Origin of the sequence: Vibrio sp. D401a (assembly GCF_030248515.1) — a bacterium.
Lineage (GTDB): Bacteria > Pseudomonadota > Gammaproteobacteria > Enterobacterales > Vibrionaceae > Vibrio > Vibrio rotiferianus.
Genome location: NZ_JAHGAI010000043.1, coordinates 73,309 through 92,484 on the forward strand (window position 1 = coordinate 73,309; position 19,176 = coordinate 92,484).

The following is a 19,176-nucleotide window of genomic DNA, read 5'->3' on the forward strand; positions in this document are numbered from 1 at the left end:
CGAGCTCAAAAGCTTTCGTGAGTGCGGCTTCGTGCTCTCAAACACTACTTAGCAAAGAGCAAAAAGGAATCAGCGGTCTTTGACGGAGCTTCAACCATTGGCAAATGCCCCACGTTTGGCATAACCACTGATTTAGCATGGGGAGCGACTGACTTTAAAACCATGGCACCCGATGCATGCAAAACCCTATCTTTGTCCCCCCAAGAGATTAGCACTCGACCTGTGTAGTTTTCTAATGTGCTATCTAAGGGTAAGTCTGGGTGTGGCTCCCCACCTTTCATCCGATGAATTTGTTCAAATATCTTTGTGTTTATATCTGCATGCTCTTTGGCTTTGTTGGCCAAATGACTGATAATTGGTGACGGGACAAAGGGAGGCTCAACAAACAAAAAGCGGAAGAGCGCCGAGAACTCGTTTTCTGTACGAGCGAGAACCACTGGATTTTGGCCTTGTTTTGTTGCTAAAAACATTTCACTTACTTGCGCCCTTTCTACTCCAAAGGGGCTGATGAGCCATAAACTTTCGACGCTCTCGGGGTATTGGACAGCAAAATTTCCTGCAATATACCCACCCATAGAATTACCCGCGAGATGAAACTTTTTTAACCCTAAAGCTTCTGTTACCAGCTTTAGCCTGTCTATCTGCGACTGAACATCGTAGTTCAGTTCTATGTCCTTTGTGCTATTTCCGAAGCCTGGTAAGTCAATCGCGATGACATCAAAATCATCAATTAAATAGCGAGCTATTCGATTCCAGTTATCTTTATCTGCGCCAAAGCCATGAAGTAAAACTAGCGGTTTTCCACTACCACCACGAAGGTACTCAATTTCTAATTCACCCACCTTTATTCTTTCCACTTCAAGGTGTGCGAGGCTTCGCTCTGCTTTAATCAAATATTGAGATATGGTCGAAGACGGAGTAATGAAATACAAAATAACTGCGATAAAAATGACCGCTAGGATAGACCTCAGTATGTTTTTTCTCATGTAATAGTCCCTTTTACATGTTCTATAACGACACTCCTGTCGCATAACGCCTACTTAAGGCGTAAACCTCAAGTACACTGTTGTGTGCTAACTCTAATATATTGAACAGAATAATAAAATGAACTTGTTGCAAATTTGTAAAATTAGAGCGTTAGAAATCTGAGGTAAGATCTTTGGCGCAGCTTATTTCGATGTTTTGCTTTGAGAATAAAATACCCATGCGAAGAACAGCATGAATACGAAGTCATTCAATCCATAGATGCTGTAAAAGATGCCCGCAAATAAGTCTTTGTCATACACGGCGCCAAGGCTGTTATCTTTGAACCAAAACAACCATGCCAATACATAAACGAATTTCTCGATAGCGAACGCACCTGCTAACCACTTAATGCCGGATGTAGTCGCTGCAGCCCCAAGATAAGCCAAGCCCCATATGACGATCATCAGCAAACCAAAATTGGACATCACGACAGGGTCAAACTCGTTGATCACGGAGTTTGTGAAAACTCGCGAGAATACCAATACGCCACCGATGTTCATCATGGCTGCGGCAATAAAACCTAACTTAATCATTTTCATACTTAACCTATCTTTTAAGCCCGCATCGATTAGCGACTAAAACCAACTTTAAAGCAAACCGGCTACCCAAAATACTCATCGCTTCGTTCTTCGAGCCACAAGTCATGGTTTTTCATGAACTTAAAGAACTGAGCGCTCCAATAATAGCCACTCCATCGTACTTTCAAATTCGAACATAGCTTTAACGGAGCTGATGCTTGTTAACACAGGTATATTTACACAGAAATGGTAGTGTTTAGGTAACACTCTAATTCTTTCAGTGATTGCAGTATAATCTCGCAACCAATATTTTGAGTATAAGTTTGTTCCCCTTTAGTACCACCACTGAGGCATATCTTGCAGTTAACCAGTTTTAAATATAAAACGCGTAAAGGCCCTGATTATCGTCATGGCGACCAAGTGTCGTTCATCGATATCAAAGAGACGTTTGGCATCGGTGGTATTCGTATTGGTAAGTGGGTGAACACCGAAGAAAAGGATCTTGCTGCGAATTTAATATTCGATTCTTTGGCAGACTTGGCCTACATATTGGCCTTACCGCCTTCAGCAATTGGGCTAAGAGGTAACTTAAACCTTGCTTTTGGCACCGGAGGACGAAAAGGCGTTCAAGCGCACTATGCTCCAAATCAGCGCGAGTTAGCATTAGCCAAAAATGCAGGAGCAGGAGCACTTGCTCATGAGTTTTGGCACGCGTTCGATCACTATATAGCTGAAAAGGCCTTTGATATTGGCGACCGTTCTGGTCCTCAACGTAAAACGATTTTCGCCAGTGATTGCTGGCTACGTAACGCCAACCACTTTCCTCACCTATTAAACGAGCGCTTGCTTAAGATTTTCGATGCGACTTTGCTCAGTGCGGATGGTCAAGATAAGCACCACTACGTGACTCGAAGTGTCAAAGCGGATAAGGCAATGGGTTCAAGTTATTTTTCTCAACCAACAGAGATGATGGCAAGAGCCTTTGAAGCCGTTGTAGAGTCATGCTCTGGCATAGAAAACGCTTATCTAGTGTCTGGAACTGCCAAGGCTGACACCATCACCCTCTACCCGGATATTGCGCATCGCCACGTTATCTATGGTGCACTGCAAGCTTATTTCCGACCACTTGGTGAAGCACTAAGTCGCCAATAAGCGAATAGCGACTATTCATCATTATCGGATACCGTTTAAGCACAAACCTTTCCTATTAATCACAAAAAGGTTTATACATAACATTATGTTATTCAAAGTGCTGAATGTTTCATGACGTCAAAAGAAATACTAAAAATCCGCAATGTCCGCTGCTTCCTTATGTTCCGAAGCAGCTATTTCGCGCGCTTCTATTACCCTGTATTCACCCTGCTCTATCTGGATTACGGGTTGACTCTGTCTCAGTTCGCCATGCTCAATGTTGTTTGGGCCGCCACGATTGTATTAGCCGAAGTACCATCAGGTGCATTTGCCGATACGCTCGGTCGGAAACGGCTAGTGGTGTTGTCATCGCTGGTCATGTTCATCGAAATCGCAATGATCGCCTTTGTCCCGACAGGGAATCCCAGTTTTGTTTTCGTTGTATTTTTGATTAACCGAGTATTGAGTGGCTTAGCGATGGCGCTGGCAAGTGGCGCGGACGAAGCACTGGCTTACGACACATTGAAGGAACAAGGCAAAGAGGAGCTTTGGCCAAGAGTATTGCAAATTCAACTTCGTCTTTCTTCAAGCGTTGGAATTGTTGTCACTCTGGTGGGTGCGGCTATGTACGACGTAAACTTTATGGCTAGTGTTTATCACTTCCTTGGGCTGGCAGAGCCTGAGAGCACGCAAGACATTATGAGAATCCCCGTGTATGCCACCCTGTTTGTTGCGATGATTGCGATCTACGCGGCGCTGGGTATGAGGGAAGCCAAAAAAGTCATGCCAAGCAGTGAAAGTAAGTTGGCCTCTACCATGGCAAGTATGAAGCTGACACTCGACACGGCGAAATGGGTCTTGTCTACGCCTTACGTATTGTTCATTCTGCTCTACTACAGTTTGTTCGAACATACATCGCGTATGTTTTTAACCATGAACAGTCAGTACTATCGTGCGATTGATATTCCGATTATTTACTTTGGTTTTATTGGCGCAGGCATCAGTGTATTGCAGATTCTATTGGCCAGTCAGAGTCGTCGTTTAGCAGAAAGCATGGAGCCGAAAACATTCATTGCGATAATGGGCCTTGCAAGTATGGCAACGTATTATTGGATTAGTCTTGGATGGTCCATTTATGGTGTCATTCCGGCATTGATTCTTATCTTCATCATTATGACGATGAACATTTTCATTAGTTACCATCTCAACAAGAAAACGGAATCTCACAACCGAGCGACGGTGCTGAGCTTTAAAGGTTTGATGTTTAACCTAGGCTACGGCTCAATTGGTATTCTCTATGCGTATTACTACAAGTTGATCTCGCAAAACTATACGCAAGAACAGATTGCACAACACGTAGACTTCATCGCTTCGCTTTCTTCGTTTTTCTATTACTTCACGTTCTTGTTTTTTATCATCAGCGTGTTTTTCTACTTCAAAGACAAGAAGCAGTCGATTTTCAGATGATCAGACCTGACCTCACTCTCAGTTCGAAAAGGAAGCTATTACCACTGGTGAGGTCCAATTATCATATTCCCAACTTATCTACTAATTCTGAAAAAGACGTTTCAATCTGTTGACCAGATGTATCGATGCGAATCACGTTACCTTTCCATGCTTCATAGTGGCGATTTCTTACCTGATTCCAATCCGGCAGCCTTAAATTAGTCACTTCCGAGACTCGGGTATTGACCCTATATTCATGCTCATCACTATCTGAGCAACACACTTCAATGTTCACAAATCTTGCATCAACGCTCTCAGCCACTTGTTGCCACTCCTGACGAGTTAACTCAATTGGATTACAGGAGTCCGCTATACAGCTAACGCCAAGCTCTAGATTGTCGCGAATGACTCGATAACTTAATCGGTAGCCTTCCCCTTCAACTTTAACGTTGCACAGATCCCTTAGCCCTTGCTCTACAGTATCAACACGAAGGTACATAGCTCCAGTTTTGCGTGCTAGTAGCTTGGCTAGAGTGGACTTCCCTGAAGCTGGCAGGCCGGAAAAAATATACAACACAGGAATATTCAATTGATTTCTATCCTTTTGATATAACTACTTGTTGAGCTTCAACAACACCTTAAACAGAATGCACAATAGATACAGTGTTCATTAGCCATTATTTTTGAACAACTTACTTTGTTGTTACTATTTCTACACTAACGATTTTTGACCGAGTTGGATCTTTGGATCTATCCCCGCCTTACTGTATAAGCTCAGCGCAGATTCATTAAACGAGTACACTTCTAACCACAGTTCTTCACTACCTTGTGCAATCGCACGGCGCTCAAACTCTTCAATTAACTTCAACCCAACGCCTTGTCCTCTTGAGCAAGAATCAACAACAATCTGCTCGATGCTCGCTATTTTCCGTTGCTTCAGCGTCCAAGACTTCCTTTCCCACAACTCCCCATATACAAAACCAACCAGTCGCCCTTCTTCTTCAGCAGCTAGGCATATCGTACGATCGCTCTTGATGACTTTGTGCATATCAATTTTTAACTCAATCTCTTCTGGAGCTAAAAAATCATTTGGGAGGTTTTCTTGGTGATATGAATTAAGCTGAAATTGTAATCGCTTTACGGCGTCTATATCTGCGATACAAGCTTGTCGAATAGTTAGCATAGCAAGTTCCTTTTATTCTTTGAGAAGTTAAGAGGCTGGTGTTCATCCCATAAACACAACCAATCCATTAACTAGACTACCTTCTACTCCTCTTCTTCCGGTCAGATAAGACTATCATCGCCAATAAACTGCACGCAAACGTTCTTACGAACGAAATAGTCGCTGACTGGCTATTAGTCTATTACTGATCTAATCGCCAAGGCGGGTTCTTTCGGTTTTCGCCCGCCCAATATAGTTTAATTTCATTGCCTGAAGGATCATTAAGCATGGCTTCTCTCCAAAGGTAATCTTTTTCAGTAGGATCTTGCTCAAACTCGATGCCTTTCCTCTTTAAACTTGCGACTAACGCATCAAGCTCTTCGTGTTCAAAATAGATCACGCTGTTGTTTTTGGATTCTGGAGCACCGAGATACAGAGAAAAAGTGGCGTCTCCTTCAAGGCACTCAAAGCGCGCATAATTCTCTGTTTCAACGATCAAATTGAACCCAAGTTTTTGATAAAACTCGATTGATAGCTTGATGTCTTTAACGGTTAACAACACTTGATTTAGATTCATAGAAATATCCTTTTCCGAATAGTTGCTTAACAATTTTTGGTTTGACTGTTCAAGGCTGTGAGAATAAAACCTCAAGCTAACTTAAGGTCAAGAAGTGATTTCTACCGTGATTAGAAGTCTATGTATAGCAAGAGCTCAAAATGAAAAAGGCGGCACTGTGGCCACCTGTAGCTGTGTCGATTTATCGTTATTGGGTTAGCGCAATGTACTCTTGTTGCGCAGCTTGTAAGTCCTCAGAAAATTGTTTATCTACTTTTAGCTTTCTGAAACAAGACAGTAAACTTAGAATTCACAAGTATTGAAGAGACTGCTATTTCACGAAATACAGTATAAGTAACGCTATAAGATATACTGATGAGAAAGATATTTAAAAAACAAACACTCAAACTTTAAAATAGAAATGAAAATGTATATTACATTTAGTTAAAACGACTAAAAATAGTAAATCTTACTCACATTTAAGTAATATTAAATGTGATAATATGTTAATTTTACAAGCAAAGAAAGAATATGCAACTCATATCACACCAATCCTTATTGCAGAAAAGATGACATAACAATAAAGTCCGCACGAAAAATAACAACTATATTAGTGAGAGTATGAGTTTATTTAATTTGTTAAAAGCTGATCGCTTCGACTGGCTTTGTATTTCCCTATTAGTACCTATTACATTTCTAGCAATCACCCCATCATCCTATGGAATAGCTTTGAACCTTTTTGGTTACAATGGAGAAGGTCTACTTTGGGGGACACCTCGCCCCATTCGCTCAGATGAATGGTCTGTATGGACGCCTTACTTACAGATGTCTATATTAAACAACTTCGGCCGTTTCAATGAATTGTCTACTTATCATCAAGATTTGAGAGGCTTCAATGCCCTTCCTTTGCAAGATTGGGCCTTAATTTTCAAACCATTTATGTGGCCTTTTTGGTTGCTAAGCCCTGCACGTGCATTTGCTTTACATCATGGTTTAATCATTATGACATTTTTAATAGGGTGGAAAAATCTCACTTTGATTATTATAAAAGATTTATCAAAATCAGAGAAAAATAAAATATTATCAAGTGCTTTTTCATTACTATTGTTTTTTACCGGTTTCGTACAGTTTTGGTGGACAACTCTTGGCCCAATCCTAGCTTTGAGCCCTTGGTTGTTATTATTATTTTTAAGATGGAAGAATTCTCTAAGTCATTATATATGTCTTAGCTATGTCGCTACTGTATGGTTGTTATCTCATACTTATCCACCAATTATTATTTCAATCGCTTACTTTGGTATTTTGTTGCTGTATGTCCATCAACCTTTCTGGTGGCGGAGTTCGCTAACAAAGCTGACATCAACAGCCGTCGCCTGTTTGGTAGCATTAACCATATCACTAATCTACTACAGTGATGCAATACCAATAATGATGGAGACTGTTTACCCTGGCCAAAGAATATCTCAAGGTGGAGAGCGCGGCTGGCTTATCTGGTTGTCAACACTCGTACCATATATAACACATTCTTACTTTGATAATCTCGTAGAAAGAAACATATGTAACGTCGGAGCTATCTCTAGTTTATTACCATTAGTAGCAGTTTGTTTTGTAAAACCCAACACATCAAACCCTACAGTTAAAAGAGCTATCATTGGCAGTGCTGTTTTATCTACTATTTGTACAATTTGGATGTTATTACCTGTACCAGCTCTGTTAGCTAAGATCACTCTCCTATACAAAGTTCCCGGATTAAGAATGCTATTCCTCTGTGGCTTGACATTCAACTATCTTGCACTAGTCATTATAGTCTCAGGTAAAGTCGCAGTCAGTAAAAATCGGTGTGCTTTGTTCACCATTTCAGTCATTGCTATCATAGGACTTCCTAGTCTATTGTCGTTGATTAATTTTGGGGAAAAATCAGTATTTGAATTGTCAGCTCTAGCAATACTTTACACTTATCTTTTCATATATAGAAAAGATAAGGAAAGCAGAAACGAAAATGGAAACGTCATTTGCTTGTTAATTGCATTAGTCCCTAATGTCATAAGTTTCTCTTGGTTTAACCCAGGGCAATCTGCTTTTCCTATCTTTGACCTTCATAAAAGAGAAGAGATAAAAGTACTGAAAGAAACAGCACATGAAAATGAGCCAAACTGGATCGTTTCAAGAGATTATCGCGGGGCTATATTGTCAGGTATGGGCTTAAATTCGTTTGTTTCAGTACTAATTCAACCTCAACTAGAATTGTTTCGAAGCATGTACCCGGCAATGCCAGAAGATGAGTTCAACTATATATTTAATCGTTATGGACGCATTACTCTAAGTACAACGGAAAAAAGCCCAAATACTCCTTTTCCAGATGTAATATCAATACCCTTAGCAGATTTAATGCCGGATATCAACGACGTATACTCAACAATAGACGAATTACCACTTAATAGCATCATTAATAATGGTGGTCATATAGATGCTATTGCTGAAGAACCGGATAGACTGGTAATAAGTGGTTGGGCAATGTCTAAACCTATGAAACTAAAAGGAAATATGGATCTTACAGATATTTTTGTCATAGCGAACGAGCCGAGGCCCGATGTATCCAAAGCTTTGAACGATAGTCGAATGCTAAACTCGGGGTTTGAAATAAGCATTGAACGTAGTCAAGAACTAAACCAAATTATAGAAAATAACGGTTTATGCATTTTTAGTTCAGATAGTCAATATGGTCTGAGAGCGCTTAACTTATCAAACAAATTTCCAAAATATCGATGTAAATGGTAACGCTAGAAGTGATGAACGTTTAACTGAACGTTCATCGTATCTACTTTTCGTATTTCGCTTAATAACCATTGTATTCTCAGTCCTGGAAGCTCATCTTACTTCCTTTTAACCAAGCTATGATAGGTTTGTTCCTGATCAATACTCTAAGTACTGTTGGGTTAAGAGGGCTGAATTTCAGATCATACTGCCACTCGGGCAACCTTGTGACAAAACACTGCCGTAGCTCGTCGTCGGGGTAAATAACATGACTAAATCAGCAGGTAGGAATACAACATCAGTAACCAAAGACAATGGCATATCCACAAATGAAATAGGATATAAAGCATAAGACACTGCTGAACCATCCAAGAAGCATGGTTGGCGAGCAACGGACAGCGCTGTACCGGAAAATGGCTTACCGTAACCTCCTCTGGCATGTGCATCCATAGATGAACATCCCACTGTCAAAGAAGCCAATGCGACAACGACAAGTACTTGAAGTTTTTTAAGAAGATCGTTTTTCATATCTGATAGGTTCCAACTGATTGTTATTGATGTAAATTATTATTCGACAACAGTAACCCTATCTGCATTTATAAAAAACCTACCTAACTAATTTGATTGGGAATAAATCAATTTTCGTGACAAATGTATCGCTTCTAACTTGGGTAAATATCAACTTATAAACGTTCAGTTCCTTCGACCCATCGCACAAAGGCGAACCAATTGGTTCGCCTTGAGTACATGAGGAAAGAGTAAAAACGACGTCAGTTACAGCTTATCTGCGTCGACAACTTTGATCGTTGTCCAGTTGGTGTTGGCATCTTGAATAAAGCCCTGTGTATCTTCTAGCCAGCGCTTCTGTACCGATTTATCCAAGTTTAAGTAGAGTTTGCCACCTTCTATCTTCCATGCCTCGGGATCGGTTTCAAACTTCTTACCCATTGCAACGCCAAATGCACAGTAACCACCATATTGCGGTGCATAGGCTTGTGGGTCTGATTTAAACTGTTCACGGTTTGCAGCGTTGGCAAAGTGATAGATTGCGTTGTTATACGTGGCTGAATACTCAGCTTTACCTTGCACTGCGCCATTATCTGTAAAGTACGCAACTGGGTCATATCCCTTGATTGCAAGATCATTAGCATCAACGCTCATGCCCACATCTGCGGCCATCAGTGAAAAACTGCTTCCGATTAAAGCGGCCATTAAAGAGAGTTTTCGACCCGTTGATTTAATGCGTGACATAGTAAGCTCCTTTCTATGTTTGTTTACCTTGTGTGAATAAGTTAGCTAACTAATCCGGTCTATAGAGGGACTAAAGACCAAAAAAGTACGCAAATCGTTCGGAGCCAAAATGGACTTGTTATCACAGTTGATGGAGCACTTCTCAATACGTACAGGCGTGTTCTATTCTGGGCATTTATGCGGTGTCTCGTCATTCAAGCCGGAACAACATAACCGAGGTCATCTACATGTATTAAACGCTGGAGAGTTAACCCTAACGTGTGCAGGAGAACAACCAAAGCGACTTACACAACCTTGCGTTGTTTATTTGCCAAATACTACCCCTCACAGGATAGAAGGAACAGAAGAAACCGAGTTAGTTTGTGCCAATGTGGATTATATAGGTAGCCAGATAAACCCATTGCTATCCGCTTTGCCGGACGCGATAGTAATACCTTTCCATGCAGCTCCTAATCTAACACCAGTATTAGAGATGCTATCTCGAGAAGCGAGTGAAAGCTCAGTTGGTCAAGAGTACTTACTGGGTAAATTGAGCGATGCCTTAATGGCGTTGATCTTTCGCTATTTGATTGAGGAACATCAAATAGAGCACGGGCTATTTGCGGCTCTTGCCCATCCACGACTTGCAGCTGTAATGACTATCATTCATCAGCTACCTGCCCGCCATTTGAGTCTAAGCGAGATGGCATCTAACGCGGCAATGTCGCGCACACAGTTTATTGAGACCTTTAAACAAGTGGTTGGGGAAACGCCTGGAGATTACGTTCAAAAATGGCGCATATCTGTAGCTCAGTCTTTGCTTCTGCAAAATAAGCCACTCAACTGGGTTTCCGATGACGTCGGTTACAGTAGCTATTCTGGCTTCTCCCGCGCTTTTCAAAGTGTCTCTGGAATGTCACCACGTCTCTGGTTGCAGGAGCAAAGGGATGAAAGTGAGTAAAAGACTCAAATCAGCCATTAAAGGTATTGGGAAAATCTCAAACCACGCCAATACTTCACGACGCATGACAGTGCGATAAAAATCGATGACAATACATGAAGTAAAGGAATCATACGTTCAATCATGAGGTGGCGGTCGGGGTAATGGTCGAACTCATTGCCGCACAAATGATGCCCAATTAGCGTGGTTTCCACAATAAAAGGAAACCAAAACCAACAGATCACGCCTGACGCAATAATGCCTACAACAGCGTAAACTCGCCGCCAGAACGAGTTTTGAGTGCCACGTAACAAATAAGGTATGAGTATTACCAACGTCAGAGCGACATAACTGGCAGAGCTGAAAAAACGACTATCGTCTCCCTGAGTACAAGTTCCTACCACCGAGCCAAGCACTGATAAAACCGTAAAGAGCAAGATAAGGGCAAACAACAGCATCTTATGCTTTTCAATCCTCGTCAATCTGAGAAATGACAAATTCATCGACAAACAGCTTTCCTGTAATCGAATCAATCGCGGCGATGGCTCCTCCCGAGCCGTGGTAGGTTTCAGCATATAGATTGAATACTTGACCACAGGTTCGACAGGCAAAGTAGTTACAGATTAAATCACTCCACCCTTTCCGCTTTGCCATCTGAGAAAAAGGCTCACCCCAACTGCCGTAACCCAAGTATTTAAGCGCTTTAGCCTCCGTTCTTTCATTGAGAAAGCAGATTGCATTCGCCAAATCTTTAGGGTTGTTTATTTTTCTCGCGGCATCCGAACAATCTTCACAAATCATTTTGGTTTTCCAGTTCACCTTTAATTAAATTTATTGCTGACGTTTAAAATAAGCATCTAGATCATGAACGATGTGTTGTTGAAAGCCCTCCAGACTGCAAAGCATGATCTGAAGCTCTCGGTTATGTGTTCGGAAAAAAAGTGATAAACCACTTTCATAAGGAACGAAGTTATGGTCAATAAACACCATTTCCTCATCAACTTGATACCGCTCACCGTTATAATCATAAAATTCTTTTTTGATTCGGTAGCGAACACCAGGATGTAAAACACCAAAGCTCTTATTTTGACAAGTGTTGTTCATTTTCCTCAACGATCCTATCCTTTTGCATTCAACCTAATATAAGCAATCCTAAGACCTAACCGCTAACAACGAAGCCTACAAATACCGTATGTTTCGGGTCATTGTAGAAGTCGATGGTTGAAGTGCGATGCGCTTGTGTTCTTATCAGCGAGCGTTGCATTTGTTTCACGCTTTATCACAGCAGATTGCGAATCTATTGAGGTAAACGTTGGTATGTCTGGTTGGAAGCCAGAAAAAACTTTGTCACAGCAAATTGATTCCGAATTGCTTTGCTATTAAGTTTGTCAAAGCAAAACAAGCCACCGATACTACGCAGCTGATTAATAGCGTCAGCCAAAAGGAGTATTTGGTTAGCAAATATGGGAAGAGTAAAAACATTGGCAGCGTCGGCACGACAAACCAAAACGTATAGAAAGCGTGGTTGGACAGTTTCTCTGTCCCCTGACCTTCAATATACATCCATACCAGAGCCAGAATAGTCACCGTTGGTAAGGCAGCAACCAAAGCACCAAGTTTGTCACTTCTTTTCGCCACTTCAGAAATTAATACGACGATTGCCGCCGTGGTTAAGTACTTGGTCACTATCCATAGCATTGTATTGCACCTTCAATTCACTATCGCTCCGCTCTTAAAGTTAAACCAAAACAAGGCTTTGTTTACAAGCTGATAACCTAATATCTGTGAGTCTTCTCAGACATCAGGTAAAACGACAAACTCCGTAGGACAAGATAGCGACAAAAACACCCTCTAACGGTATGTCAAAGATTTTCGTAATGTAACTTTCAAGCTTGAAGATTACACAATATACACCTTTCCGATCGAAACAAAGACACACCACCGAATAATCAACACACGGTGGCAGTATTATATCCGCTAAGATTTGGCGGATGATTCAATAGTTATTGGGATGAAGTTAACCTGTTCGCGCTTCTATAAACTTTCAAAAGGTCGCTGATGAAAAAAGGTGAACAAAAATACTCGCCACAAATTAATGGTAGATTAACGAATAACGGTGAACCTATTGGCGATGTATGTGTCTTTCTCAATATTGGGTTAAGCGCTTATAACAAATGCTTGGATTTTACTACGCTCACTAACCATGATGGTCAGTTTAGTTTTGCCCCAGTTTCAGAAAAAACACCTCTATTGAACATACCACTGGTTGAGCACTATGTAACGATAGTTGTGTCTGCGGAACTCAACTCTGAGAACAGAGCGGTCATTTGGGAAGGCTCCTACGACGGGTTTGATTTAGAAGACTATCTGATACAAAACATGAAAAGTCTGGCTTGCGATATCACGAACCCACTCAAGTATTTTGCATTCTCTATTGATGAAAATGGAAACGATGATTATTACGTCAATAGCCAGTGCGAACTGCGCGGCTACATGGATTCAGACTTATATGATAGTTAGGAAACAATGCACTCGATCTCGTCCTAAATTCTTTGCTTGATATAGAGCGCGGTCTGCATCAGCGAGTGCACCTTGCACAGTGTCAAAACCACTAAAGCTTGTGATACCAATGCTCACTGTAATATCAATATTTAACTCATGGATAACTACAGATGTTTGCGCGACCTCTTGTCGAATTCTCTCACAGCACAGTATTGCTTGCTCCTCGTCAACATGTGGCATTAAAAGTATAAACTCCTCGCCTCCCGTGCGTGCCAAAGAATAATCAGAGCTTATGTTAGCGCTACATAATTTGGAAAAATGCGCCAGTACCTGGTCTCCAACCTCATGACCATGGGAATCGTTAATACGCTTAAAGAAATCGATATCAAGTACAGCAATTGCGCCAGCAGGATTTTCTGCTTTTAATGCTTCGAACTTACTTTCAAGTCCTCGTCGGTTAAGCAACCCCGTCAGGTAATCTGTTTGGGCTTCATTTTGTAAATCACTACGTTGCTTTTCTGAATGGCGATACTTATTAAAGTATTTAACAGATGTCGTGATGACGAGCAGTACCGAAAACAATGTCAAAAAGATAACTAACCTTGGCGTGATACCAGTATCGTTGGATGTTATGGAGAGCTGCCAATTAGTATTGAAGATATTCACTATTCCCGTATAAGCGTTACCATCGTTCTGTCCTTTTGAACTGATCACTTTATCGTAATAATTTGAGCTATCAGGATCGTATCCAACTACTGAGTAGTTCTTGATGTTGTTGGCGCTCAGTATCTCTTCTAGTGAAGCTAATATGGATTCTAAGTAGATAACAGATGAAGAGAATCCAATAAACCCCGCTTCATTTGAAATTCCCTTACGTAGAATAAATGCTTGTTTACCATTTTGGACAAGTTTTACCGGCCCAATAATTGTATTTTTCTTGCAGTCAATCGATTGAGCAGCGCCAACCTTTCTATTTTGGTCTTTTAAAACGTTATGGCCGATGGCCAGTTTTTGCGACTCATAAGGATATACCAATGCGACAATACCTTTTGGTAAGTAAAGCAACGCATCAACATTTCGATAAGTAAGGAGCAATGTTCGGCTTAGTTTATTAAATGCTTCTTGAGATATTGAGTCATCATCTGAAAGGATAACCATTTCTCTCACAACCTCAGCGGTAATCAACGCATCATTAAAAATAACTTTCATCTCTTTGTTGATAGCGTTAATCACTTTTTCGGTTTCATTTTGGTTGTTGATAGCGCTGAGTCTTGTAGCAAGCAGTTCGGTAAATATTATTAACAAGAACATCAATACCACTTTAAAAGTTCTACTCATTTCAACTATCCTAATCCAGCTGGTTCTCCATATCCTTAATTTATGTCTTAAAATCCGTTTAGCTTGATACCCAAGTAATTTCTAGACGCTTAGTTCAGCGAAAATGACTTAGGTATATATTAATGCCTTTCCAAATAAAGCACTTACATTCGATAGGCAAAAGGAATGCGAATTATACGCCTAAATGAATATGAGTCGATGATCAAAAGGTATCGTTACGGCAAATATTTTTTATCTCATAATCGTTAACTTCTATCGATCGAACAGATTGATCGATACGATCGAATTTGTTAATTAACAAATTTAATCGTCACGGCAAAAAACAACCCGCCTACTTGCTTAGAAAACAAGCGATTTCTATTTTTAAATCTACTCATGATTCAGAGAGCTCTGTTCTATGGAAACGCTTCATTTCTTTAGCAAACTCTTGAAAGTCGATGTGTTTAACTAATGCTGCGCATAGTGAGGGCAGAGGATCAAACATGAATACGCTGTCATTATGTTTAATATGGTCAAAGATTTGCGCTAGATTTTCTTGGTCAGATAAACCTGTAGACAAGAACAACGCGTGAATTTTTCCTATATCGTTGGCTTTGTCCAACTTACGTACAAAAGCATCCAGCGATGCTTCAGCATTTTGGCGCTCCCCCTTAAGAAAGTCAGCATGAAGTTGAATGAGAGTGAAATGCAGAGTTTCACTCTCATTCATTTTTAAACGGGATACTTCATTAAGAACCCGAGCAAACTTCTTTTCATATAATATTCGCCCTTCTTCACTTCTCATCCACACCATAAGTAACGCAAACAAATAATTCAGGGTGCTATGAACAACATTTTGATTGATTTGTTTTGCTGCATTTAGGTCTGAAGAAAAGTGAACAAGCGCATCTTCATATTTTCCTAAACCAATGGCGAACAATGCCAGTATTTGATGCTGTACTCGACTTAGTCCCCACTGGAGGCCAGATCGAGCAGCCAGCTGATAAGCTTGTTTGACATGGCCACTTTTTAGTAACAATAGGCTACCAATTTCCTCAAAAGGTTGGCCTAGTTGAAATCGAGTTGAGTCAAACTTTTCATACAGTTCGAGCGCTTCTTCCGTTTGGCCATTTAAAACCAATGTATTGAGAAATAAACTAATTTCAACAGAAGAGTCACGTTTACCCCCCTCTTTGATTAGAACGCCATAGAGCTCAGACGCCTGCTTGAGCTCTCGATTTAGTAGATGATGATTTGCTCGATTGAGCCGCAAGTCATGCTGATAGTCGATATAATGGCGTTCAAAAAACTGATAGCGCTTTTCAATATCATTGTGGCTATCTAGGTTTTCGGTTTGTAATAAAGGCCAGACTTTATTTTTTTTCTTGAACACCTTACGGATGAGGTCGCTGATATCTTGTTGGTTATCGTCTGGAGTAATGTGGACATCAGCCAAATAATAAGATCTATCGCGGACGAACCCTCTTTTACAATCCATGACAATAGTAGAACGCTCATCTACGGCGTTAGCCTTCTTTAGCTCATAAATTAAGTCCTGAGATTTTACCTGGCCGTTTCGAAAGCTCTGATCACATATCAAGATATCAAACTGCTGGTGGAAACTCCGATTAAGCGCTTCTGTCGGTGAGTTCAAGTGCACTATTTTATGCTGACGAATTCCTAGGGAGAGTAAGAGACTCGATATACTGATATTTTTATTTGCGAACTCTTTAATAAGCAGTACATTTGCATCTCTCAACTTAAGCATACCAGCCATCTTCCTTATTAAATTGGCCAGGCTCGTTGCGGATTTGTGCCTTGTAACACATTAAAATCACGAATGTTTAATCCTATACTGGCAGTAAGGATCAATATTATCGTTTATAAATTGTCAGTTACTTTTCTAGGCTCAAGTTTGTGCGATTGGTTCCAAGGATTGATTATACTCTCGACACTTGCACTGAAAATCCCGAGAAATCAGTTTTGTAATCCCCATTGTTCATGAAAAACTTCAAACTCTTCAATAAACACCTTAAAGCGCTTCGGCGTATGTATGCTCTGTTTGTATAAAATATAGAGTGTACCTTCCTCATACCATGTGCCATTGAACAACTTAATGAGCTCGCCGCAACGAACTTGTTCACGCACCTGGTTATCAGGAATTAAACCAATACCAAACCCCTCTTGAGCCAAATTAATCGCGATGTCGATTGAGTTAGTCGTCATATCACCTGTCACTTCAATTTGGCGCTTTTCTCCGCTCTCATTCGTCAGATTCCAATATCTTTCCTGACCTGGTGTGTTCGTGTGAGTAATACATTGGTGTAGCTCTAAATCATGAACATATTTAGGTTCTCCACGTTTTTGAATGTACTTTGGTGAGGCATAGCAACACCGCGTAAATCGAGAGGCTTTTCTGCATACGACTGACTCATCATTCGGTAAAAACGGGGCAATCATCAAATCTACATCTTCAAATAAGCTCAAAGTATTTGGCGTCAATGTATGGAAATGAATGTGAATATTCGGATACTTTTCGTGGAAATCCGGTAAGAAGCTTTTTGTTAAAAACCTCGCCATCGGGTGCAAACAGCCTATACGTAGTAGACCGCTAACACCTTTACGTTCAACATGAAGCTTTTCTACAGTGTGGTCGATAAGATCTAGAATTTGACCTGCCGACTCTAAAAACGTTTCGCCTTGTGGCGTAAGACTAATACTGCTCCCTCTCCTATGAACCAAAGTAACATTTAAGCTTTCTTCTAATGCTTTGATTTTTCGGCTTAATGTCGGTTGGCTTACATCGAGTGCTTTTGCTGTTTCGGTGTAGTTTAATTTTTTAGCCAAAACAGAGAACATTTTAACGGCTTCGATATCCATGTTTAGCTCCTAATCGTGTCTCTAAGATATTACTGACTATTATGTAAATTTTCTCTGTTCATCACTGTAAGTAAAAAAATATCTACCCTTTATTTGATCTCAACTCTGCTATTCAGTTTCTGAATTGCTGCTATTTCCTACTCGCGTATTGCCAAAAGAACAACTCTATATAATTCGACACAACTTTTCATAACTACCACCTTAGAGTAGGTCTATTCATGCAGTTAAAACACTCTTTACTATTTTCCACACTCGCTTTGTGTACCACGCCTGTCGCGGCAACAACCTTTGAAGCACCCAACTTTTATGGCGATATTTTAGGGCAAGTACGCTGGGAAGCGGGACAAGATTATCAGTCAGAAATTCATCGCGCTAATGCAGGCATCAAAGGTAAACATGATGCTGATCTTTTGCGTGTTATCTATAACCTAGAAGCTGAGTATTCTGAAGATTTAACTCAAAAGGTTACAGAGGAGCAAGACTTCGATACCCGCGTTAGCGAAGCAAACTTAATTCTAGTAACCAAAGATTTCGGCGGCATCTACTTCGGTAACGGGACCACTGGCACCTATAGAGATCTCTACTCTCATGTAGACATTTTTGAAAGCAACAATATGCACCGTTCAAGTAATGCAGCTTTATTTCGTCAAGCAAAATCTGGCGACAATCAACTTGCCTATATGACACCCAAATGGAACGGTGTGTACGCAAAAGTCGCGGTCATAAGCCCTGACAATAGCAATGGAGAAGACATTGATATTCTTGGTCTGCGCTTATTGTATGTGACTGATAACTTCGATCTGGTACTGAATCGTGCCCAAGTCGACGAGAAACAAATGCCAGGGCATCAAAACGATGACTACGTTCGTTACGCTCTGTCGTCTTCTTACACTTGGGATAACTTCTTCCTTGGTGGCCTCATTGAGCTGAATTACGACGACCCCCAAGGCGACAGCGCGGTATATGGTATCTCAGGTAAATACTCTCTAGATAAGCTGACCTTTAAGCTGGGAGCTCAACACAAAGCGTTCGATGATTTCGATAAAGATAGCCAAACGCTTTACCTAGCAAGTCTCAACTATGCCTTTAGTCAACAGTTCTCTACCTATATTGAAGTCGCTGAGTACGCTGAAGATTCAGCAACCAATGACCCGGCGAACAACAACGGTGAAAACCGAAATGACAACATTAACATCGGCCTCCACTTCAAGTTTTAACGCCTTGTGCTAAGGATCTAACAGATGAAAAAGCTATTCACTACGTTGAGCTTACTCTGCGCAGCTCAAGCCTATGCAGGTGTCTCTATTACCGACTGTGTCATCGTTGAACCCGCTCCAGGCGTCAACAAAACCGGACTGTTTTTTAATGCGACCTTTACTGAAGACGAAGAAGTAAAAGCACTGAGACTCCCTTCTCCGGAAGCCATTCTAGGAGCGGAAATACCCGAGCTTACCAATGAGGTTCAGATGCACAACACCATTATGAAAGATGGCGTGATGAAGATGCAGCGTTTTCCGAAACTGTTCCTCAAAAAGAACACGGTGACCAAACTAGAACGCGGTGGAACGCACTTTATGTTAATGGACCTCAAGAAGCGCCCACTCGCCGGTGAAAAGTACACGGTCAACTTATGGCTGACCTACCTTTCAGACCAACAATGTGAAGCGAACGTTCTTAAATCTTCTGACTTTCCCCCGAAGCATAAAATGTAGGT

Annotated in this window: 21 protein-coding genes; 7 read left to right on the forward strand and 14 right to left on the reverse strand. The window is 40.9% G+C overall.

The features are described from left to right. Positions 1–44: 44 nt before the first annotated feature. Both KIV41_RS17700 and KIV41_RS17705 read right to left on the reverse strand, forming a co-directional pair. Positions 45–986, reverse strand: coding sequence for an alpha/beta fold hydrolase (locus KIV41_RS17700; RefSeq protein ID WP_285337191.1), 942 nt, complete (start codon positions 984–986; stop codon positions 45–47). 183 nt (positions 987–1,169) lie between these two features. Next, positions 1,170–1,565, reverse strand: coding sequence for a hypothetical protein (locus tag KIV41_RS17705; RefSeq protein ID WP_285337192.1), 396 nt, complete (start codon positions 1,563–1,565; stop codon positions 1,170–1,172). 336 nt (positions 1,566–1,901) lie between these two features. Between KIV41_RS17705 and KIV41_RS17710 the strand changes: the two genes are divergently transcribed. Together KIV41_RS17710 and KIV41_RS17715 are read left to right on the forward strand one after the other, a co-directional pair. After that, positions 1,902–2,696: a CLCA_X family protein gene (locus KIV41_RS17710; RefSeq protein WP_285337193.1), complete on the forward strand. Its 795-nt coding sequence runs from the start codon at positions 1,902–1,904 to the stop codon at positions 2,694–2,696. A 111-nt stretch (positions 2,697–2,807) separates the two neighbouring features. Beyond that, the gene (locus KIV41_RS17715) at positions 2,808–4,142 is read left to right on the forward strand and encodes an MFS transporter (RefSeq protein WP_285337194.1); all 1,335 of its coding nucleotides are present in this window, start codon (positions 2,808–2,810) and stop codon (positions 4,140–4,142) included. 61 nt (positions 4,143–4,203) lie between these two features. Here KIV41_RS17715 and KIV41_RS17720 read toward each other — a convergent pair whose 3' ends face one another. The 3 genes from KIV41_RS17720 to KIV41_RS17730 form a co-directional block, all read right to left on the reverse strand. Next, positions 4,204–4,710, reverse strand: a complete 507-nt coding sequence (locus tag KIV41_RS17720; protein WP_171358152.1) for an AAA family ATPase — start codon at positions 4,708–4,710, stop codon at positions 4,204–4,206. A 123-nt stretch (positions 4,711–4,833) separates the two neighbouring features. Further along, complete coding sequence (locus KIV41_RS17725; protein ID WP_143693375.1) at positions 4,834–5,304, reverse strand: GNAT family N-acetyltransferase; 471 nt, start codon at positions 5,302–5,304, stop codon at positions 4,834–4,836. A 181-nt stretch (positions 5,305–5,485) separates the two neighbouring features. Continuing rightward, positions 5,486–5,860, reverse strand: coding sequence for a VOC family protein (locus KIV41_RS17730; RefSeq protein WP_171358153.1), 375 nt, complete (start codon positions 5,858–5,860; stop codon positions 5,486–5,488). Positions 5,861–6,460: 600 nt separating this feature from the next. Between KIV41_RS17730 and KIV41_RS17735 the strand changes: the two genes are divergently transcribed. Continuing rightward, positions 6,461–8,617, forward strand: coding sequence for a hypothetical protein (locus KIV41_RS17735; protein ID WP_285337195.1), 2,157 nt, complete (start codon positions 6,461–6,463; stop codon positions 8,615–8,617). A 174-nt stretch (positions 8,618–8,791) separates the two neighbouring features. Here KIV41_RS17735 and KIV41_RS17740 read toward each other — a convergent pair whose 3' ends face one another. Both KIV41_RS17740 and KIV41_RS17745 read right to left on the reverse strand, forming a co-directional pair. Then, positions 8,792–9,121, reverse strand: coding sequence for a YceK/YidQ family lipoprotein (locus tag KIV41_RS17740; protein ID WP_143693373.1), 330 nt, complete (start codon positions 9,119–9,121; stop codon positions 8,792–8,794). Between the two features lie 246 nt (positions 9,122–9,367). After that, positions 9,368–9,844 (reverse strand): YHS domain-containing (seleno)protein, encoded by a 477-nt coding sequence (locus tag KIV41_RS17745; protein ID WP_138956225.1) that lies wholly within the window; start codon positions 9,842–9,844, stop codon positions 9,368–9,370. Between the two features lie 109 nt (positions 9,845–9,953). On the opposite strand from KIV41_RS17745, the gene KIV41_RS17750 reads away from it, so the two are divergent. After that, positions 9,954–10,784 (forward strand): AraC family transcriptional regulator, encoded by an 831-nt coding sequence (locus tag KIV41_RS17750; RefSeq protein WP_252042846.1) that lies wholly within the window; start codon positions 9,954–9,956, stop codon positions 10,782–10,784. 17 nt (positions 10,785–10,801) lie between these two features. Here KIV41_RS17750 and KIV41_RS17755 read toward each other — a convergent pair whose 3' ends face one another. The 4 genes from KIV41_RS17755 to KIV41_RS17770 all read right to left on the reverse strand — a co-directional run bounded on the left by KIV41_RS17755 (position 10,802) and on the right by KIV41_RS17770 (position 12,461). Beyond that, the gene (locus KIV41_RS17755) at positions 10,802–11,221 is read right to left on the reverse strand and encodes a hypothetical protein (protein ID WP_285337197.1); all 420 of its coding nucleotides are present in this window, start codon (positions 11,219–11,221) and stop codon (positions 10,802–10,804) included. Between the two features lie 10 nt (positions 11,222–11,231). Next, positions 11,232–11,564 (reverse strand): hypothetical protein, encoded by a 333-nt coding sequence (locus KIV41_RS17760; RefSeq protein ID WP_252042847.1) that lies wholly within the window; start codon positions 11,562–11,564, stop codon positions 11,232–11,234. 30 nt (positions 11,565–11,594) lie between these two features. After that, positions 11,595–11,867, reverse strand: coding sequence for a DUF3601 domain-containing protein (locus KIV41_RS17765; RefSeq protein WP_252042848.1), 273 nt, complete (start codon positions 11,865–11,867; stop codon positions 11,595–11,597). A gap of 243 nt (positions 11,868–12,110) precedes the next feature. Then, on the reverse strand, positions 12,111–12,461 hold the full coding sequence (locus KIV41_RS17770; protein ID WP_071234431.1) for a DUF3147 family protein: 351 nt from the start codon (positions 12,459–12,461) through the stop codon (positions 12,111–12,113). Between the two features lie 360 nt (positions 12,462–12,821). Between KIV41_RS17770 and KIV41_RS17775 the strand changes: the two genes are divergently transcribed. After that, positions 12,822–13,283: a DUF6795 domain-containing protein gene (locus KIV41_RS17775; protein WP_252042849.1), complete on the forward strand. Its 462-nt coding sequence runs from the start codon at positions 12,822–12,824 to the stop codon at positions 13,281–13,283. Here the strand turns inward: KIV41_RS17775 and KIV41_RS17780 are convergent. From KIV41_RS17780 to KIV41_RS17790, 3 genes are all read right to left on the reverse strand, one after another. Then, complete coding sequence (locus KIV41_RS17780; RefSeq protein ID WP_285337198.1) at positions 13,269–14,603, reverse strand: diguanylate cyclase; 1,335 nt, start codon at positions 14,601–14,603, stop codon at positions 13,269–13,271. The genes KIV41_RS17775 and KIV41_RS17780 overlap by 15 nt on opposite strands. Positions 14,604–14,976: 373 nt before the next feature. Then, the gene (locus KIV41_RS17785; protein ID WP_285337200.1) at positions 14,977–16,359 is read right to left on the reverse strand and encodes a hypothetical protein; all 1,383 of its coding nucleotides are present in this window, start codon (positions 16,357–16,359) and stop codon (positions 14,977–14,979) included. Between the two features lie 200 nt (positions 16,360–16,559). Beyond that, positions 16,560–17,462: a LysR family transcriptional regulator gene (locus tag KIV41_RS17790; RefSeq protein WP_009697488.1), complete on the reverse strand. Its 903-nt coding sequence runs from the start codon at positions 17,460–17,462 to the stop codon at positions 16,560–16,562. A 218-nt stretch (positions 17,463–17,680) separates the two neighbouring features. Between KIV41_RS17790 and KIV41_RS17795 the strand changes: the two genes are divergently transcribed. Next, positions 17,681–18,679, forward strand: coding sequence for a porin (locus KIV41_RS17795; protein ID WP_285337202.1), 999 nt, complete (start codon positions 17,681–17,683; stop codon positions 18,677–18,679). A gap of 24 nt (positions 18,680–18,703) precedes the next feature. Further along, positions 18,704–19,174, forward strand: a complete 471-nt coding sequence (locus KIV41_RS17800; protein ID WP_038883926.1) for a copper chaperone PCu(A)C — start codon at positions 18,704–18,706, stop codon at positions 19,172–19,174. Positions 19,175–19,176 lie beyond the last annotated feature (2 nt).

Excerpts from the sequence above, each read along its gene's own strand:
- KIV41_RS17700 (WP_285337191.1), bottom strand. The coding sequence starts at position 986 with ATGAGAAAAAACATACTGAGGTCTATCCTAGCGGTCATTTTTATCGCA.
- KIV41_RS17705 (WP_285337192.1), bottom strand. The coding sequence starts at position 1,565 with ATGAAAATGATTAAGTTAGGTTTTATTGCCGCAGCCATGATGAACATC.
- KIV41_RS17715 (WP_285337194.1), top strand. The coding sequence starts at position 2,808 with ATGACGTCAAAAGAAATACTAAAAATCCGCAATGTCCGCTGCTTCCTT.
- KIV41_RS17725 (WP_143693375.1), bottom strand. The coding sequence starts at position 5,304 with ATGCTAACTATTCGACAAGCTTGTATCGCAGATATAGACGCCGTAAAG.
- KIV41_RS17730 (WP_171358153.1), bottom strand. The coding sequence starts at position 5,860 with ATGAATCTAAATCAAGTGTTGTTAACCGTTAAAGACATCAAGCTATCA.
- KIV41_RS17735 (WP_285337195.1), top strand. The coding sequence starts at position 6,461 with ATGAGTTTATTTAATTTGTTAAAAGCTGATCGCTTCGACTGGCTTTGT.
- KIV41_RS17740 (WP_143693373.1), bottom strand. The coding sequence starts at position 9,121 with ATGAAAAACGATCTTCTTAAAAAACTTCAAGTACTTGTCGTTGTCGCA.
- KIV41_RS17745 (WP_138956225.1), bottom strand. The coding sequence starts at position 9,844 with ATGTCACGCATTAAATCAACGGGTCGAAAACTCTCTTTAATGGCCGCT.
- KIV41_RS17750 (WP_252042846.1), top strand. The coding sequence starts at position 9,954 with ATGGACTTGTTATCACAGTTGATGGAGCACTTCTCAATACGTACAGGC.
- KIV41_RS17755 (WP_285337197.1), bottom strand. The coding sequence starts at position 11,221 with ATGCTGTTGTTTGCCCTTATCTTGCTCTTTACGGTTTTATCAGTGCTT.
- KIV41_RS17760 (WP_252042847.1), bottom strand. The coding sequence starts at position 11,564 with ATGATTTGTGAAGATTGTTCGGATGCCGCGAGAAAAATAAACAACCCT.
- KIV41_RS17765 (WP_252042848.1), bottom strand. The coding sequence starts at position 11,867 with ATGAACAACACTTGTCAAAATAAGAGCTTTGGTGTTTTACATCCTGGT.
- KIV41_RS17770 (WP_071234431.1), bottom strand. The coding sequence starts at position 12,461 with ATGCTATGGATAGTGACCAAGTACTTAACCACGGCGGCAATCGTCGTA.
- KIV41_RS17775 (WP_252042849.1), top strand. The coding sequence starts at position 12,822 with ATGAAAAAAGGTGAACAAAAATACTCGCCACAAATTAATGGTAGATTA.
- KIV41_RS17780 (WP_285337198.1), bottom strand. The coding sequence starts at position 14,603 with ATGAGTAGAACTTTTAAAGTGGTATTGATGTTCTTGTTAATAATATTT.
- KIV41_RS17785 (WP_285337200.1), bottom strand. The coding sequence starts at position 16,359 with ATGGCTGGTATGCTTAAGTTGAGAGATGCAAATGTACTGCTTATTAAA.
- KIV41_RS17790 (WP_009697488.1), bottom strand. The coding sequence starts at position 17,462 with ATGGATATCGAAGCCGTTAAAATGTTCTCTGTTTTGGCTAAAAAATTA.
- KIV41_RS17795 (WP_285337202.1), top strand. The coding sequence starts at position 17,681 with ATGCAGTTAAAACACTCTTTACTATTTTCCACACTCGCTTTGTGTACC.
- KIV41_RS17800 (WP_038883926.1), top strand. The coding sequence starts at position 18,704 with ATGAAAAAGCTATTCACTACGTTGAGCTTACTCTGCGCAGCTCAAGCC.